General features: G+C 68.3%; 11 protein-coding genes. 4 read left to right on the top strand and 7 right to left on the bottom strand.

Annotation, left to right across the window (positions count from 1 at the left end):
- Complete coding sequence (locus U1703_RS15645) at positions 1-7,437, bottom strand: autotransporter outer membrane beta-barrel domain-containing protein (protein WP_332786427.1); 7,437 nt, start codon at positions 7,435-7,437, stop codon at positions 1-3.
- Positions 7,438-7,813: 376 nt separating this feature from the next.
- Here U1703_RS15645 and U1703_RS15640 point away from each other — a divergent pair, with 376 nt between their 5' ends.
- Positions 7,814-8,800: a helix-turn-helix domain-containing protein gene (locus U1703_RS15640; protein ID WP_332786426.1), complete on the top strand. Its 987-nt coding sequence runs from the start codon at positions 7,814-7,816 to the stop codon at positions 8,798-8,800.
- Here U1703_RS15640 and U1703_RS15635 read toward each other — a convergent pair.
- From U1703_RS15635 to U1703_RS15615, 5 genes are all read right to left on the bottom strand, one after another.
- Positions 8,797-10,047, bottom strand: coding sequence for an MFS transporter (locus U1703_RS15635; protein ID WP_332786425.1), 1,251 nt, complete (start codon positions 10,045-10,047; stop codon positions 8,797-8,799). The two genes, U1703_RS15640 and U1703_RS15635, sit on opposite strands and share 4 nt — an antisense overlap.
- A gap of 42 nt (positions 10,048-10,089) precedes the next feature.
- Complete coding sequence (locus tag U1703_RS15630; RefSeq protein ID WP_332786424.1) at positions 10,090-10,767, bottom strand: SOS response-associated peptidase family protein; 678 nt, start codon at positions 10,765-10,767, stop codon at positions 10,090-10,092.
- A gap of 17 nt (positions 10,768-10,784) precedes the next feature.
- Positions 10,785-10,976 carry a hypothetical protein gene (locus tag U1703_RS15625; protein ID WP_332786423.1) on the bottom strand — a complete coding sequence of 64 codons (192 nt, stop codon included), beginning with the start codon at positions 10,974-10,976 and terminating at the stop codon, positions 10,785-10,787.
- 166 nt (positions 10,977-11,142) lie between these two features.
- On the bottom strand, positions 11,143-12,504 hold the full coding sequence (locus U1703_RS15620) for an ABC1 kinase family protein (protein WP_332786422.1): 1,362 nt from the start codon (positions 12,502-12,504) through the stop codon (positions 11,143-11,145).
- Positions 12,494-13,756, bottom strand: a complete 1,263-nt coding sequence (locus U1703_RS15615; protein WP_332786421.1) for an ArnT family glycosyltransferase — start codon at positions 13,754-13,756, stop codon at positions 12,494-12,496. The genes U1703_RS15620 and U1703_RS15615 overlap by 11 nt, the downstream gene beginning before the upstream one ends.
- Positions 13,757-14,028: 272 nt before the next feature.
- Here U1703_RS15615 and U1703_RS15610 point away from each other — a divergent pair, with 272 nt between their 5' ends.
- Complete coding sequence (locus U1703_RS15610; protein WP_332786420.1) at positions 14,029-14,748, top strand: tetratricopeptide repeat protein; 720 nt, start codon at positions 14,029-14,031, stop codon at positions 14,746-14,748.
- A 73-nt stretch (positions 14,749-14,821) separates the two neighbouring features.
- Here the strand turns inward: U1703_RS15610 and U1703_RS15605 are convergent, their stop codons facing one another.
- A complete protein-coding gene (locus tag U1703_RS15605; RefSeq protein ID WP_332786419.1) occupies positions 14,822-15,232 on the bottom strand; it encodes a MerR family DNA-binding protein in 411 nt (136 codons plus the stop codon).
- A 63-nt stretch (positions 15,233-15,295) separates the two neighbouring features.
- Here U1703_RS15605 and U1703_RS15600 point away from each other — a divergent pair, with 63 nt between their 5' ends.
- Positions 15,296-16,033, top strand: a complete 738-nt coding sequence (locus U1703_RS15600) for a MauE/DoxX family redox-associated membrane protein (RefSeq protein WP_332786418.1) — start codon at positions 15,296-15,298, stop codon at positions 16,031-16,033.
- A gap of 182 nt (positions 16,034-16,215) precedes the next feature.
- Positions 16,216-17,364: an AAA family ATPase gene (locus U1703_RS15595; RefSeq protein WP_332786455.1), complete on the top strand. Its 1,149-nt coding sequence runs from the start codon at positions 16,216-16,218 to the stop codon at positions 17,362-17,364.
- The last annotated feature ends 19 nt before the right edge of the window (positions 17,365-17,383 follow it).

The raw sequence follows: 17,383 nt of genomic DNA, 5'->3' as shown, positions 1-17,383 counted from the left end.
TCAAAAGCGCAGGCGGACGCCCGCAGTGATCGTTTCCTGATGGTCGTCGCGGCCGCTCTGCGCGCTGCCGGTGGCATACAGGTCCACCCCGCCGTTGAAGCGATAGGCGACGCCGCCCGTCGCGGTGGCGACCAGCGGGGTGCGCGCCGCACCCAGCGCGACGAGGCCCAGGCCGCCGCCCGCATAGCCGCCCAGCGCCAGGGCGCGGTTGCCCTCGATCTGGTAGCGCGCGCCCAGCGTCACGAAGGGGCGGAAAGGTGCGTCCGACGCATCGCTGCGCCCGACGGTCACCCCGGCATCGGCAAAGCCCGCGACCAGGCGGTTGCGCGCGACGTTCAGCGCGAACGGGCTGCCGCCCGTCTCGGCGACACCCTGGCGGGTCGTGCGCAGATAGGTCAGCCCTGCACGCGGGGTCAGCGCCCAGCCGTCCGCCATCTCGGCCGTGTAATGGACCGACACGTCGCTGGTCCAGGTGGTCAGGTCGTAGCGTCCGAAGCCCGACGCCGTGCCCGGCAGCGCGCGGGTGGTGCGGCCTCGCGCACCGTCATAGACCACCGATGCCGCGAAGCCGAAGCCGTTGGGCATGGAATAACGGCCATGCACGCCCGCCACCACGCCGTCCGCCTTGGTCGAGGCGGCGAGCGGGGCGATCGACTGGCGCGTGTCCAGCCAGCCACCGAACGCGCCGATCATCCACTGGCGATCGCCGTAGCCGACGCCGCCCAGGAAGCCGTAGCCGCGCGTACGCGCCTCGCTGGTCCCCTGCCCCCGGTCCGCGCCCAGCGTGTGCCACTGGCCGAGCGTCTGGCCGAAGGTGAAGGGGCCGGCCTCGTCCCGCGTGGTCGCGAAGGCCGGACCGCGCGCCGCCTGGACCAGGCCTAGGGCATTGTCGACGCCGATCTGCGATGCCGAGGCATAGGCCTCCGGGCTGATCTGCGCGAAGCCACGGGGGTTCGACGCGCCCGAGGCGGTCAGCAGCGACGGCAGGGCGGCGAACAATGTGCTGGTCGCGGGCTGCTGGGCCAGCGTGGCGTTGGCATAGGCGATGCTGCGCGAAACCTGCGGGGTGAAGGCGGCGTCGCCCAGGAACTGGCCGAGCAGCTGGATGCGGTCGGCACGCTGCACGACGAAGCCGAACAGGTCGCTGGGCTTCTGGACGGTCGCATAGCTGCCCGTGATCCCGCCGCTGGCGACGATCAGGTCATACGAAGTGCCGGGGCGCAGTGCGCCGCTCGACACGATCTGCAACGTCGAGCCGCTGCCGATCGCCAGCGCGCCGTTCACGATCAGCTTGTCCGACACGGTCGGGGTCAGCTCGAAGAACGACAGCGAACCGCTGTTCAGCGTGACATTGCCGTTCACCGTCATCGTGCCCGGCGACGCGCCGGGGCTCAAGGTTCCCGCGACCGTCACATTGCCGTTCACCGTGCCCGCCGAGCCGAAGGTCGCGCCCTGGCGGACCAGGAACTGCGTGGCCGCCATCGTCGATCCGGCCAGGCCGACCAGTCGACCACTCGACATGTCGACCGAGCCGAACGCCGCATTGCCCGACACCGTGGCATAGCCGCCGGTCATCGCCAGCGCCTCGACATTGGCGACGTTGGTGAAGGCGACTGGCGCATTGGCCGTGCCGCCCGACAGCGCGATGGTGTCGGTGCCCGCGCCACCATCGACGGCCCCGGCAAAGGTGCCCGCGATGGTGAAGCGCTGGTTGCCGCCGGTGAAGGCCACCTGCCCCGCGGTCAGGCTGCTGCCCGAGGCGATGCTCAGGTCGGTCGCCGCGTTGACCTGATTATAGCTCTGCGCGCCGGTCAGCGACAGCGTGCCAGTGCCCTCGGTCGCCAGCGTCTCGAAGCCGTTGAGCTGGCCCGACGCCAGCGTCTGATCGCCCGCCAGCTCCAGGGTAACGCGGTCGGTGCCCGACCCACCGGTGACGGTGCCCTGCAGGACCGAGCCCGCCGCCAGGCGAAGCGCGTCATTGCCCGCGCCCAGGTCGATGACCCCGGCCAGCGTGCCGCCCTTGGCCACGGTCAGCGACAGGTCGCCATCACCGAAGCTCAGCGGCGCGCCTTGCGTGCCCAGCGAGCCCGTGACGGTCAGCGCGTTGCCGGTCAGCGCGACATTCTCGAACCCGGTCGCCACGCCGCTCAGCACGACGGGCGCGTTGGTGGTAAAGGCCAGCGTGTCGGTGCCGGCACCACCGTCGTAACGGCCCGCCGCATTGGTCGTGCCCAGCGCCAGCGTGTCGTTGCTTGCGCCCAGCGCGACGCTGGCGATGTCGCCGTCGACGCGCAGCTGCTCGGCCGCGTCCGTTCCGGTGACCGCGCCGATGCGGTTGCCCGCCAGCGCGACGTTCAGCCCGGTGCCCGCCAGCGCGACCGTGTCGAAGCTCTGGTCGAGGGTCAGCGACAGCGTGCCCGCGCCGGTCACCGCCAGCTGCTGGAAATTGCTGCGCTGGCCAAGGCCAGTGCGATCGCCGCTGAGCAGTGCGGTATAGAGGTTGGTCCCCGCCCCGCCATCGACGCCGCCCACCACGCGCGAGCCTGCGCCCTCGACGAAGCTGTCGTCGCCATCGCCCAGCGATACCGCGCCCTGCACGGTGCCGGTGTTGACGAAGCGGTCGTTACCGCCGCCCAGTGCGACCGACCCGGCGATGGTGCCGTTGTTGGTGACCGTCTCGGCCGCGTCGGTGCCGGTGATGGTGGTGGCGCCGGTGCTGGCCAGCGTCTGGCCCGCCGCCACCGTCACCGATCCGCCCGCCACGCCCAGCGTGTCGAAGTTGAACGCGCCCGCATAGGTGACGTTGCCCTGGCCGACCTGGCTGAAGCGTTCGAAGTTCAGGAACTGGTTGCCGTTGACGATGCCGCCCCCGGTCGCATCGACGATCAGGCTGTCGGTGCCCGCCCCGCCATCGACCGTACCGGTCAGCGTGGCGCTGGCGCGGTGGAGGAAGGTGTCGTCACCGGCGCCCAGGAACACCTCGCCCTGGATCTGGCCGGTATTCTCGATCCGGTCGTTGCCCGCGCCTAAGGCGATCGAGCCGATGATCGTGCCGGTGTTGACGATGCGGTTGTCGACCGCGCCGGTCGTGTGGATCGCGCCCGCCAGATAGGTGGTGCCCAGCGTGCCGGCGAAGCTGTCATTGTCGGCCAGCGTCGTGCCCACGCCGCCACGGATGGTCCCGGCATTGGTCAGGTCGATGCCGACGCCATTGGCGCGGATCGCGACCGACTTCGCGCCGGTCGCCTCGATCACGCCGGTCGCGGTGTTGGTGATCGTCGCGGTCGCGGTGTCGTCGGCATACAGCGAGATGGCCGCGGCGATGATGGTGGTGGGGGCGGTCCGATCGGTCGGGACGCTGGCGCCCGCATAGGGATCGACGATCGTCTGGCCGCCGCCATTGGCGCGGATCGTGCCGCTGTTGGCGATGGCGATGGTCTTGGCGACGGTGCTGGCGTCGGTCGTGTAGTCGCTATGATAGACCGTGGCCCGCACGCCGTAAGCCGACAGGCCGCTGCCATCGATCGTGCCGCTGTTGGTCAGGCTGATCGACCCGCCGACATCGCGCGCGTCGTCGAGAGTCAGCAGCGCGGCCGACCGCCCCTGAAGGTTGGCGGACAGTGTGCCGCTGTTGTTCACGACGATGCTGGACGCCTGGGGGGCGTCGGGCACCGGCGTGTCGGAATAGCGATAGCTGCCGACATAGGCGTTGACGCCTTGGGTGACCGAACCGCTGTTATCAAACCGGATCGACCCACCAAGGGCGCGCTGATCGTTGATCTGGAGCACGACGGCCGAGCGTCCCGGACCGGTGCTGGCGATGGTGCCGGTGTTGGTCAGGGCGATCGACATGGGCTGCGGCGTGACCGTCTCGTCCGTGCCGGAATAGTAATAACCGTTGCCGGACGCGATCAGACCTTGGGCGATCGTGCCGCTGTTGGTGGCGGTGATCGTCCCCTGGGTGACCGACAGGGACACGCTGCGGCGGGTTTCGTCGTTCAGGATGGTGCCCGAATTGGTGAAGGTCGTCGCACCGGTGCCATAGAGCGACACCGCCGTCCGCTTCAGGGCGGCATCGCCGATCGTGCCGCTGTTGGTGAAGCTCGAAACCTGGCCCGAGACGCCGCCCTTGACGATCGCTTGGTTGGTCAGCGCGGCGAGGATGGTCGGCGTTTGCGGCTGCGGATAATAATAGAACGAGTCGCCGATGGTCAGGTCGCCATCGACATTGGCGGTGTTGACCACCTGGCCATCGCCCAGCACGCCCAGCGAAGCCAGCGCGGTGCTCGCCCCAACGGTCACGACGGTATCGGCGCCGATCGCCTGGACATCCTCGCGCTCGAAATTGACCGCCGTCAGGCTGCCCAGCGTCGCGGTGCCCGACTTGGTGAAGGCGCGGCGATAGGTGTCGGTGCCCGCGCCCCCGTCGATCGTGCCGGTCACGCCGGTCTGACCGTCCGTCTCGACGAACACGTCGTTGCCGTCGCCGAAGCGCAGATTGCCGGTCAGCGTACCGCCATTGCTGGTATAGATGGCGCTGCTGTAGGAACGCCCGCCATAGCTGGCATAGCCCAGGTCGACGTCGCCAGTGATGGTGCCCGCATTGGCGACCTGGCCCCCGCCGAGCCGGATGGCGTTCTGCCCGGTCGCGCCCGCGATCGTGCCCCCGGCCAGATTGCGGATCACGGTGCCATAGCTGTAATTCTGGCTGATCGCGATGCCGCCGGTGCTGGCGATCCGGCCGCTATTGTCGATCGTGCCGCTCGAATAATCCATGACGACGGCGTTGCCCGCGACCTCGATCGTCCCGGTGTTCACCAGCGAGGTGAAGCCCGAGACACCGGTTGCGGCCCGCCCACCCGCCGCCTGGACGATACGGCCGTTGTTGGTGATGGCCCGGGCGGATTGAATACCGGTCGCGCCGTTCAGCGTGATCGTGCCGTCATTGACCACGGTCTTGCCGCCCGAAATCGCGGCGAGCGTGTAGTAATTGTTCGACCGCGTGTCGGTGACGCTGATCGTGCCCGCATTGGTGAAGCTGTCGTCGCTGCCCAGCGAGACGGCATAGGCACCGTAGACATCCGTGCTCGACACCGCGAGCGACAGCGCGCCGCGGCTGGTGACCGTCAGCGCATTGGCGGCATAGGTTTCGCCCGGCGCGACGCTGCGCGTGGTCAGCTGGATGACCGAACCGGCGGTGCTGGCGATGTCGGCGGTCAGGTCGACCGTCCCCTGCCCCGACAGATAGAGCGGCCGGGTCGAGGCCGCGCCGGTCAGGGTCAGGGCCGCCTTGTCGAACAGCTCGTAACCGACGGTGGCGAACGCGGCGGTCGGCAGCGTCGCGGTTGCGTCGCTCCGCACGCGCAGCCGCAGATTCGCCAGTGCGCCCGACACCGTGCCGGTGATGCCGGCGAAACGGTTGCCGCTGGTGCCCGTCATCTCGGCGACCAGCAGGTCGCCGCTGGTCAGCGTCAAGTTGCCGTTCAGGACGCCGCCCGCCAGTGCGTAATAGGCGTTGTTGTTGCCGTAATAGCTGCTCGACGAGGACGAGCCGAAGCTCACGTCGCCGTTGATCGTGCCCGCATTGGCAATGCGCGCGTTGAACACGCTGAAATTGCCGTTCGGGGCGATGGCGCGCGTACCCCCGGTGACGATGCCGCCCGCCGCATTGGTGAGGTTGCCGTAAGAGCCGATGAACACGCCGGTGCCGGTTGCGGTAATGGTGCCGCTATTGGTCAGGCTGCTCGACAGCTGGAGCCCGGCGGTTGCGCCCTCGATCCGGCCGCTATTGGTCCAGGTCGACCCCGACGAACCCGACAGGGTCGCGCCGATCCCGCCGGTCGAGCGGATCGTGCCCGAATTGGCAAAGCTCGGCCCGAACAGCGAGACGGCGGTGCCGGTCGCGGTGATCGTGCCCGAATTAACGAAGGCACCTTGTGAGCTAAACGAGACGCCGTTCTGGCTGGCGGTGACGGTACCGCTATTCTCGAAGCGGTTCGCAGAGCTCAGCGAGACGGCATAGATACCGCTCTGCGTGCCCGTGCCGGTGATGCTCCCGGCATTGGTGAAGCTGGGCGAGCCGGACGAGGTATATTCGTCGGCCAGCACGGTGCCGGTGCCGCTCAGCGCGGTATTGTTGACGACCGTACCGCTGCCGCCGACGCGCAAAGGCCCTGCGACCGTGAAGCCGCGCGCCAGCGTCGTCGTCATCTTGGCATCGGGCGCCAGGGTCAGCTGTTCGAAATTGGTCGGCAGTGCCAGGCCTGAGGACAGGGTGGCGTCGCTGGTGAAGCGGACGCGCAACGTGTCGGTGCCCGCCCCGCCGTCGATCGTGCCGCTGATCCCGGTGCGCAGCGCGCCGTTCGCATAGCCGACGACCAGCGTGTCATTGCCCCCGCCCAGGCGGACATTGCCGGTGATCGTGCCCGTCGTGTTGTCTATCGTGCTGTTATAATAACTGAACTGGCTTGCGGTCGACGCGATATCGCCGACGACGGTGCCGCTGTTGACCAGGCTGATGCCGCTGTCGCCCTGAATGGCGGTCGTCCCGGCGGTGGCGATCTGGCCACCGGCCTGGTTGACCAGCGACAGGCTGTAGCCCGAGGGCGCGACGATGACCGCGCCGGTGCCCGCATTGCTGATCGTGCCGCTGTTGGTCAGCGTCGATCCGCGATAATTGGCCAGCGTCGCGGCGGTGGCGTTGTTGCTGATCGTGCCGGTGTTGGTCCAGCCATAGCCATAGACGGCCGAGCTATAGGTCGTGCCGCCATCGATCGCGCTGCGGCTGCCGCCATTGATGGTGCCCGCATTGGTCAGCGTGCCGACCGCGCCGCTGATCGCGCCGATCGTGCCGCCCGCGCGGTTGGTGATCGACTGGAAGCCGGCATAATTCTGGTTGGTCGACAACAGCGCATAGCCGTTCGCGCCGGTCCCCGTGCCGCTGATCGTGCCGCTATTGTCGATCGACGCGGTCGTCTGGCCATAGTCGGTGCCGGTCTGGCCAATGACGACGCCGTTCGCGCCGCTGACGCTGCCGCCCGATGCGACCGTCATGGTCAGGTTGAGGCTGCCATAGCCGTTGTTGCTCGACTGGCGCAGCAACTGCACGCCGGTCTGGCTGCCGCCATCGACGCGGCCGCCCACGGTCAGCGTCGAATAGGCATAGCTGCTGTTCGATACCGGGATGGCGTAGCGGATCGCTGGTGCGCCGGTGTTCGTCACGCTGGCGCCCGCCGCCACGGCGACCGTGCTGTTCGAAGTCGTGACGACGAGGCCGTTGCTGTCGGTGCCGGTGCAGGTCGTCGTCACGCCCGTCTGGGTCGGATCGGGGGCGCACTGGGCGAAGGCGGGACCCGCGACCATGACCGCGAGCAGAATGGCACTCGATTCCAGAGCACGCGTCTTTACCTGCCGAGCGCGCGACATTGCCTTCACCATGTTTGAAACCCCCAATTAGCAGGCCATCCCTATGATGAAGCCGGTGTCATGTCACGTGAAATCATGACAGGGCCGTCATGGCCAAGAATTGTGGCCGTTCCTGTCCGGCGAGCAACAGTGTAGTCATTGTATCTTTGTTTACGCTTCGCTAACCGAACCGGCATGGGGTGCGCTTACCACTTGATCGATCAAGCATCTTGGGGAGCGCCCGGAATGAAATCGGCGTGGCCCAAGACGTGACGCCGGAGCCCGGATCGTTCTCCCCCACCGCGCATGATAGGAACCAACCATGGCAAAGCATCGCTATCCGCTTATGGTCGATGGCTGACCGGCAGCGACCCGGTGGCAAGAGGATGCGGATGATCGGAAGCGCAGGGTGAAGGAAGAAATCCGCTTTTCGAGCGACGGCCTGGCCGAGGACGAGGCGTTCCTGCGTTATCATCGGCTTTATGCGCAAGGGGCTGATGTCGTGCGGCTGGACGGGCCGTTCCGGGCCAGCGTCACCGGCTGGCGCTTTCGCCACATGCTGCTGTTCGACCGGCATCTGTCGGGCATGGCCCATGCGCGCGAGGAGCGGGTGCAGGCCGACGGCTTCGACCATATCGTCCTCCACCATGTCCTGTCGGGCACGCTGACCGGGGGACCACGCAGCGGGTTCGAGCGGGCGGGGCCCGGCGACATCGTGTTCCTCGACACGCGGCGCGGCCACCGGACTGAGGCGCGCGACCTGGATCTGATCACCGCCAGCGTCTCGCGCGACCTGGTGCTGGCGGCGCTGGGCAGCCTGGGCGCGCTGCACGGCTATGTGGCGCAGGCGCCCGACACCGCGATGCTCAGCGACTTCCTGCAATCGCTGGTCCGCCATGCGCCCACCTTGGACGACCGGCATGACGGCGCCTTTGCCCGTGCGCTGATCGAGCTGCTGCCGACCGCGTTGGGCGGCCCGCGCGACGTCGCGGTCGAGGCGCGGCGGCAGGACCATCTGCGGCGCGAGGCGGTCGAGCAGCTGATCGAGCGGGAGATCGCCAACCCCAAGCTGACCGGCGCGGCCATCGCCGAGCAGGTCGGCGTGTCGCGCGCGACGCTTTATCGCCTGTACCAGCGCAGCGACGGAATCGCGCGCCATGTCCGCCGTCGCCGGATCGACGCGGTGCGCCGCGCGCTGGAGGGGGCGGCAGAGCGCGATCTGGGCGAACTGGCCCAGGCGTACGGGCTGGGCGATGCGACCGCGCTGGTCCGCGCGTTCCAGGCCGATCAGGGCATCGACCCCGCCACCTACCGCGCCCGCGTCCGCCAGGGTCGCGGCGATCCGGTCGAGACCGGCACGCGCCGCTGGAACGGCTGGATGCAGGAACTGGATTAGGCGCCCGGCCGCATCCTGTGCGCCGCGATCAGTGCCGCGCCGCATCCGACCAGCCCGGTCAGGCCCAGCACCCCGCCCACCGCGTCGGCCAGCCCTGTCGGATGCGCGATCGCCTGGCTCGCCATGCCGACCGCCCAGGGGCCCATCGCGGTGCCGAGCAGCGTGACCAGCGTCAGGAAAATCGCGCTCCCCTCGACTCGCAGGGCGGCGGGCATCCGGTCCTGAAAGCCGATCATGCCGTTCGCCAGCGCGATCGACAGGCCGACGACCGCGACGACCAGCGCGGCCAGCGCCGGGACCAGTCCTGGCGCGCGGGTCAGCGGCCAGAGCGCCAGCGTCCCCACCGCCAGCCCGGCCAGCATCAGTGCCGGAATACTACCTCGCCCGCCCCTGCCCCGGCGATCGGCGAGCAGGCCGCCCAAGCCATGGCCGAACACGCCCGCCAGCATCATCGCGACGCCGACATACAGGCCCGCGCGCGGCGGGGTCAGGTGGTGGAGCCGGATCAGCAGGCTGGCCGACCAGCTGGTCAGCGACTGCGCCATCAACACCGCGCATAGGGTCGCGGCGATATGGGGGAGCAGCGAGGCCCGGTCGCCGATCATGTGGCGCAACGCGGCACCGATCCGCCGACGGTCGTCTCCCCCGCCCTCTGCTCCGGCCCCGGTTCCGACCGGGTTGCGCAGCCGGGTCAGGATCAACGCGACGGGCAGCCCGATCGCACCACCCGTGACGAACACCATCCGCCACGGTGCGACGGAAACCGACAAAGCGGCGAACACCGCCAGCAGCGCCCCGCCCCCGATCATCGCAAGCCCCCGACCCAGCGCGGCCCCGGCGGTGAACAGGCTGATCCCGCGCCCGCGATGCGTCGGCGTCATGGCCGCGACGATCAGGCCGAGCGCGGCGGGACCGATCGCCGCCTGCACCAGCCCCAGCACCATGCGCGCGGCGGCCACCGCCTCGCCCGATCCCGCCAGGCCGCAGGCGATCGTCGCCACGCTGGACCCCAGCATGGCCACCGCCAGCAACCGGGCGAGCGGCCAGCGGCGGGCGAGCAGGGTCATCGGCACGATGGCCAGCCCATTGAGCACAGCGAAGGCGGGGCCCTGCAACACGCCGATCATGCCGTCGCGCAAGGCCAGATCGGCCTTGATCGGTTCGATCAGGATCGACAGCAGGAACCGGTCGCCCACCGCCAGCATATGGACCAGCGCCATCAGGATCGCGACGCCGTAACCCGTCATGCGCGGTGATGGCGTCAAAGCGGCATCCTGTCCTTCCTTGCCTTAGCTACCCGCAGCGGTTCGGGACCGGTCCCACAGGCTGTTGCGATCGGCCATGGCATAGGGCGCGGCGGGCATATCGCAAAGCCCGATCCGGATCGGCAGGGCGGGCGACGGCACCTGCAACGCGGTCAGGTCCGTCCAGTCGCCCTCCAGCCAACGCGATCGATCGCAGGGCGCGACGATCATCGGCAGGGTCGACCAAGGCCCCTCACCTCCCGGACAGGCAAGCGTCGCAAAGCAATGCGCGCCGGCATTGCGACGCCACAGCCCCGCCACGGTGAAGATCGGCTGATCGTCGAGCGTGAACCACACCGACCGGTCTGCCCGTCCATCCCGCGAGAACAGCGTGCCGCGCGCCGCAGTCATCGGGATCAGGCAACGTTGCGCAGGAACCTCCGCCAGCCGTCGCCACCAGGGCAGCGACAGGCTGAAGATCTGGGTGGTCGGCCAGCACGTCTCACCCCCGTTGATATCCCAGCGCTGGGTGTCGAGACCCAGTCCCTGTGGCCCCTGGCGAAGGACGAAGGCGGGATGACCGGGAAGGAGGTCACGCAGATGCGGCCACGCGCCCCAGGATCCTTCGTGAAAAGTCCGGGCGATCCCGAACATCGCGCACAGCTCGTCCGCGCTGCAGTCCAGCATTGCATGGTCGGTGACGGGGGACGCCGTCCGATCCATGGGGCCGGGCATGGCGATCATGGCAGGCTGGCCCACAGCCACTTGCGAAAGGTCGGCGAGTAGCGACGCCGCACCGTCTGGCAGATCAGGATATGCCGACGATGGTCGTCCTGCAGCGTCACGACCCGGAAAAGGACGAACACCGTCTTCCACTGGCGCGTCCGGGCGAACGGACGGGGCGGCGGCATCTTGGGGAAGCGCAGGATCACTGTGATTTCTTTTATCTGGTCGAACAAGGCCGAGCGGGATGACGTAACGACAAGTGTCCCCGACCCGACCATGACAATCTAGTTCAGGCGCGCAGGGCTGACTATGACGGAATTGTCAGTGTCTTACGGTTGAGACAATCGGGTCCGGAACCGGATCGAATGACGGCTATATCGCCTCCGCCGCCAGCCCGCGCACATCGACCCGTGCCTTCAACCGGGCGCACAGCAGCGCGCTGCCGCTGATCTTGCGCTGGACGAACAGCGTCTCGACATGCGGCACGTGCCAGGTGTCGCGGTCGGCGATCATCGCGCGGGTTTCCTCGCGCACCACCGGCACGAAGGCGCGGTCGCCGAAGTCGAAGGGGCCTGCCTTCGCCATCGTGTCGTCGATCGCGGCGATGATCCGGTCGACCGCCGGGCGATGCGCGGCGACCGCCGCCTCGCCCAGGAACCCCGTCTCCACCGCGATCTCGCGGATGCGGTCGCGGTCGTGCGCCAGCCCCGCCTCGATCAACCGGCGATAGGAGGCGACCGTTTCGGCCGGTACGTCGCGCGTCGCGCCGAAGTCGAGCAGCACCAGACGCCCCTTCCCCTCGGCCGTATCCGCCTGCCAGCGGTAATTGGCGAAATTCGGATCGGTCTGCATCATGCCGAAGTCGAACAGCTCGGCGAGCACCAGCTCGATCAGCGCGGTCATCGCGCGGTCGCGGGTGTCCTGGGGCGCGTCCGTCAACGTCTCGATCGACTGGCCGGGGATGAAGTCCATCGCCAGCACCAGCGGCGTGGTCAGCGACAATTCGGGGCGCGGCACGACATAGCGCGGATCACCCGCCAGCCGGTCGGCATAGGCCTGCATCCGCGACGCCTCGCGCAGATAGTCCGCCTCCTCGGCCAGCTGGCGCTTGGCCTCCGCCAGCAGCGGCTTCAGGTCGATCGAGGGGGGCACCAGGTTCGACACGCGCAGCAGCGTCGCGACATTGTCGACGTCCGACCCGATGCTGTCGCGAACGCCCGGATATTGCACCTTGATCGCCAGCACCCGGCCGTCGGGCAAAGTCGCGCGGTGGACCTGCCCGATTGAGGCAGCGGCCATGGGTGCCGCCTCGAAATGGCGGAACTTGCGCCGCCAGTCAGGGCCCCATTCGGCCTTCAGCACCTTGTCGAGCTGTGCGGGCGGCATCCTGTACGCCTGGTCGCGCAGCCGCGCGAGGATGGTCTGCAACTCGGGCGGCAACAGGTCGCCCGCGTCCATCGAGATCATCTGTCCCAGCTTCATCGCTGCGCCGCGCAGATGCGACAATCGGTCGGCGACGCGCGCGGCGTTGCCGGGGGTCAGGATCAGGTCGCCGAGCTTGGGCCGTTCGCCATTGGCCAACCGTCTGGCACCCTCGGCCAGCATCCCGCCCGCGACCCCGCCAGCCAGTCGCCCGAACGCACCCGCCCGCGCGAAACGCCCGCTGGGGACGGCCCGGTGGGTAACGTCGGGTGGGATTATGTCGGGGGCGGGCTTGTCGGGATCATCGGCCATGTCCGGGCATAGCGGCGGGCGGACCGCTTGGTTCCGTGACGCGGGCGATCGCCCGGCCCACGACCCAGGCGGCCAGGATCATGACGAAGGGCATGGCGGGATAATGATAGCGCGTCTGGCCGGTAAAGCCGAAGGCCAGCGCGGTGCAGAAGAGGGGCACGACCGCCGCGACGAGCATCGCCGCGCCCGCACGCCTGCCCCACGCGGCGCGCGCGGCCAGCCCGGCACCGACCACCGCCAGTGCCACCACGACCATGTAGAAAAGCTGGTTCGCCGCTTGCGCCGCCTTCCACACCAGCCCCTGCCCCGGATGGCTGGCATCGAGGGCCCAGAAGCCATCGCTGTCCTTCAGCCAGAGCAGCGCGACCTTGCGGAACCCCAGCAGCCCCCAGCGGACCGGATGCCGCTCGATCCAATCCATCGCCATCGCCTTCAACCGGCGGTCGATCCCGACCTGGCGCTCGACCCGGTCGGCAAAGGGGATGCCGACCTGGGCCCAGAGCGGCGAGCGCTCGACCTGGAAATAACCGCCACCGGCCAGGTCGTTGGCCCCGGCCTGCAACGCGATACCGCCATTGGTCGACACCGGCACGGCCGCGCCCAGCACCGCCTGGTTGCGAAGCGTCCAGGGTGCGACCGCCATCGCCAGCCCGGCATAGACCAGCACCAACGTCACCAAGGTGCGCCGCCAGGCGACCTGCCCTGCAAGCCACAAGGCGCCGACCAGAAACGGCGGGAACAGCATCACCTGCGGCCGCATCAGCGTGGCCAGGCCCAGCACCAGCCCGCCCGCCAGCGCCCAACCGATACGCCCCCTCGCCTTCACGACCAGCGCGATCCCCGCCATCATGACCAGGGTCGCGGTCGGCTCGGCCGCGGTGTCGCCGGTGCCCGCGATATGCGCAGGGTAGAGCGCGTAGAGCAAGGCGGCCAACCGCGCGGCCCCCTCCACCGCCCCCAGCTTTCGCGCCAGCCACAGGATCAGTACGATGGTCAGGACTTGTGCGACCAGGTTGAACAGGATCGGCCCGAACAGCGTCGGCCCGAAGATCCCGGTCGCCAGCGCAATCAGCGCCGGATAGCCGACCGGCCAGAAGGCGGTGGGAAAGCCCCCCTCCTGATAGCCCATCCCGGCCGCGATCTCGCGTCCCCGCTCGAGATACCAGAGTGAATCCGTGCGCGGGCTGATCGGAAAGGCTAGGATCACCCCCAGTCGCAGGACGATGGCGAGCAGCAAGATCGTCGGGATCACGTGCCGCGCGGTCACGAAGCGCGCCCATGGCCCGGCAAGGACGCGGGAAAAGGATGACGGGCCGGACGACATGATGGGCTCCCCTGGGCTTCGCGCACCCCCGGGCCCGCACGCGGCCACGCTAGGCCGGATCGCCTCGGCGACGAAAGAGGCAAAAGCGCTGCGGTCGCAAGGTGCGAGCCGGTGTCATCGGCCTGTCACTGCCGTGCCGGATTTTGCGCGTTACTGTGCGACAATGGGGGCATGAGGCTATGTCCCGCAGGGGGTGTTCCATGTTCCATCTGATCGCCGCGCTGGCCCTGGGGATACAGGCGGCCCCTGTTCCAGCCCCCATCCCGGCGAACACCGCATCCTCCATCGACGATCGCATGACGCCGCAGCTTCAGGCCGCCGCACGGGCCGTGAAAGGCGGCCAGCCGCAGGTCGCGCTCGACACGCTCACGCCGGTGATCGCGGCCTATGAGGCGGACCATGCCACGGAGACGCGGCGCCTCTATTGCGGTATGTCGATCCAGGAGACGCTGCTCTACATGGGGATGGCGGCGAAGGACAAAGTCTCGGCCGTGGCCCTGACGCCCGGCTATTGCACCGCGCTGTATCTGAAGGGTTATGCGCTGGTCGATCTGGGCCGGGTGGCCGAGGCCAAGGCGATCTATCAGCGGCTGGTGACACTGGCGCCCATGTATGCGCAGTATCAGACCGAATATGGCCAGCTGATCCGGCTGGAAAAAGACTGGCCGCAGATGCTCGCGGTCTGCACCAAGGCCGCCGATGCCGCCAGGATCGCCGACCCGCAGATCAGGCCGTTCCAGGAGGGCGCGGCACTGCGCTGCCAGGGTTATGCGCTGATCGAGTTGCAACGGTGGGACGAGGCGGAGAAACGCTATCGTCAGGCGCTGGCGATCAACCCGAACGACGCCAAGGCGCAAAACGAGCTGCGCTATATCGCCGAACAGCGGGACAAGGTGAAGGGTACGGCCGGGACCGGCTGATCCGTCGTCGCCCGCAAGCCGCGATGTTTCCCTGGGGAAACATCGGGCCCGCCGCCACCCGGACCCGCACGGGTCACCCCTCCCGGTCGAACGCCAGCAGGATCGGGCATGGTCCCGCCCCGCCGCCCCCGCATTCGCGTGCCAGCCGGTCGAGCGAGGCGCGTGCCTTCTGAAGTGCGGCGATCTGCGTATCCAGTGCGGCGATCCGTGTCGTCGCCAGTTCGCGCACCCGCCCCCGGTCGTTGGTCGCGTCGAGCGCCAGCAGCTCGCCGATCTGCTCCAGCGTGAAGCCCGCCGCCTGGCCCGCGCGGATGAAGCGTAACCGCCGCACATCCTGCGCGCCATATCGCCGGATGCCACCTGCCCTGCCCTGCCCAACGGTGCGCTCGGGTATGCCCAGCAGCCCGCGCCGCTGGTAGTAGCGGATCGTCTCCACCCCCACCCCGCCCGCCTGCGCCAGTTCGGAAATGGTTCGTTCGGCCATGTCTTGACTCCGTACCATGGTACGGACCCCATATGGGCCGTGGACCCCAGCCGGAGAAGGACCATGACCGCCACCCGTACCGCCATTCTCTACCGCATGGTCATGCCCGGCCACACCTGCCCTTATGGCCTGAAGGCCAGGGACCTGCTGCGCCGCCAGGGTTACGCGGTCGAGGATCATTGGCTCCGCACCCGCGAGGAGGTCGACGCCTTCAAGGCCGAGCATGGGGTGAAAACCACGCCGCAGGTCTTCGTCGGGGGCGAGCGGGTCGGCGGCTATGACGATCTGCGCCGTTTCTTCGGCAAGCGGGTCACCGATCCCAAGGCGACGACCTATCGCCCGGTCGCCGCGCTCTTTGCGATGACCGCGCTGATGGCGCTGGCCGCATCCCAGGCGGTCTATGCCACGCCCTTCACGGCCCGCGCGGCCGAGTGGTTCATCGCGTTCAGCATGACGGTCCTCGCCCTCCTGAAGCTCCAGAATGTCGAGAGTTTCGCGACGATGTTCCTGAACTACGACCTGCTCGCCAAACGCTGGGTCCCCTATTCCTACATCTACCCCTTTGCCGAGGGGCTGGCCGGGGTGCTGATGATCGCCAGGGTCGCGACCTGGGCCTCGGTGCCGATCGCGCTGGTCATCGGCGGCATCGGCGCGGTGTCGGTGGTCAAGGCGGTCTATATAGACCGTCGCGACCTGAAATGCGCCTGTGTCGGGGGCGCCAGCAACGTACCGCTGGGCTTCCTGTCGCTGACTGAAAATCTGATGATGATCGGCATGGCGGTGTGGATGATGGTGTCCTGATGCCTCCCCGTCCCGGGGCGGAAGTGTTTCCCCGGGGAAACATGCCCCCATTCCTACTTCGCCTTGTCGAATTGAATGATATTTGCCATTAATCACCGCCAAATACTTCAGGGGGTGAGTGGGTGGTAGAAGATCATGCAATACCGAGCCAGATCGGTGATCTGGCGAGTGCGGGCGAGCGGATGATCGAGCGGTTGCGGCGCAAGGCGTTCCTGCCCGAGAGCCGCAAGGGCCTGCATGTCCGCTTCGGTATCGCCGAGGCCGCACAGTTGCTGGGCTGTTCGACCAACCGCATTCGCATGGCCGAGGAGGATGGCCGCCTTCCCCCTGCCCCGGTCGCCGAGAATGGCCGTCGGCTGGGCTATAGCGTCGAGCAGATGCTGGTGATGCGCGACGTGCTGGGTGCTTCGCCCGCACGAGGGGCGCAGGACGTGCCCGCGATCATCGCGGTCCAGAACTTCAAGGGCGGCGTGGGCAAGTCGACCGTGACCACCCATCTGGCGCATTATTTCGCGGTGCAAGGCTACCGCGTGCTGGTCGTCGATTGCGATAGCCAGGCGACGACGACAACGCTGTTCGGCTTCAACCCGCATTTCAACATCACGCGTGAGGAAACGCTCTACCCCTATCTGTCGATCGACCCGACGCAGAGCGACCTGGCCTATGCGGTCAAGCCCACCCCCTGGCCCAATGTCGACCTGATCCCGTCCAACCTGGAGCTGTTCGACGTCGAATATGAGCTGGCCGCGGCGGGCAGCGACGGCGGATCGGTGCTCGCCGCGCGCTTCCGCAAGCTGAAGGCGGGGCTGGCCGATCTGGCGGGGAATTACGACGTGGTGCTGCTCGACCCGCCGCCTGCGCTCGGCACGATCAGCCTGGCGGTGATGCAGGCGGCCAATGCGCTGCTGGTGCCGCTAGCCGCGACGACGCCCGATTTCTGCTCGACCGTCCAGTTCCTGTCGATGATGGACCAGGTACTCCACCAGCTGACGGGTGCGGGTATCGCGGTCGATTACCGCTTTGTCCGGCTGATCTGTTCCAAGTTCGACGGCAACGACCCCAGCCATGCGATGGTCCGCGCGATCATGGAGCAGAGCTTTGGCCCGGCGCTGTTGCCGGTCCCCATCCTGGAGTCCGCCGAGATCAGCCATGCCGCGATGCGGATGATGACCGTCTACGAACTCGACAAGCCGATCGGCACGCCCAAGACGCATAAGCGCAGCCGCGCCAATCTGGACGAGGCGATGCGCCAGGTCGAGCAGCTGGTCCGCCAAGGCTGGGGCCGGGTCGAGCCGCTGAGCGAGGAGGCGGTGATCCATGCGGCGGTATAAATTCATGCTGTCCTACAGC

The organism is Sphingomonas flavida, assembly GCF_036663655.1.
Classification (GTDB): Bacteria; Pseudomonadota; Alphaproteobacteria; order Sphingomonadales; family Sphingomonadaceae; genus Sphingomonas.
The sequence above is the reverse complement of the archived record's forward strand: the minus strand, read 5'-3'. Positions and strand labels throughout refer to the sequence as shown.

Coding starts and splice junctions, on each gene's coding strand:
- U1703_RS15620 (WP_332786422.1), bottom strand. CDS start 12,504: ATGGCCGATGATCCCGACAAGCCCGCCCCCGACATAATCCCACCCGAC.
- U1703_RS15605 (WP_332786419.1), bottom strand. CDS start 15,232: ATGGCCGAACGAACCATTTCCGAACTGGCGCAGGCGGGCGGGGTGGGG.
- U1703_RS15635 (WP_332786425.1), bottom strand. CDS start 10,047: ATGACGGGTTACGGCGTCGCGATCCTGATGGCGCTGGTCCATATGCTG.
- U1703_RS15645 (WP_332786427.1), bottom strand. CDS start 7,437: ATGGTGAAGGCAATGTCGCGCGCTCGGCAGGTAAAGACGCGTGCTCTG.
- U1703_RS15630 (WP_332786424.1), bottom strand. CDS start 10,767: ATGGATCGGACGGCGTCCCCCGTCACCGACCATGCAATGCTGGACTGC.
- U1703_RS15595 (WP_332786455.1), top strand. CDS start 16,216: ATGATCGAGCGGTTGCGGCGCAAGGCGTTCCTGCCCGAGAGCCGCAAG.
- U1703_RS15600 (WP_332786418.1), top strand. CDS start 15,296: ATGACCGCCACCCGTACCGCCATTCTCTACCGCATGGTCATGCCCGGC.
- U1703_RS15610 (WP_332786420.1), top strand. CDS start 14,029: ATGTTCCATCTGATCGCCGCGCTGGCCCTGGGGATACAGGCGGCCCCT.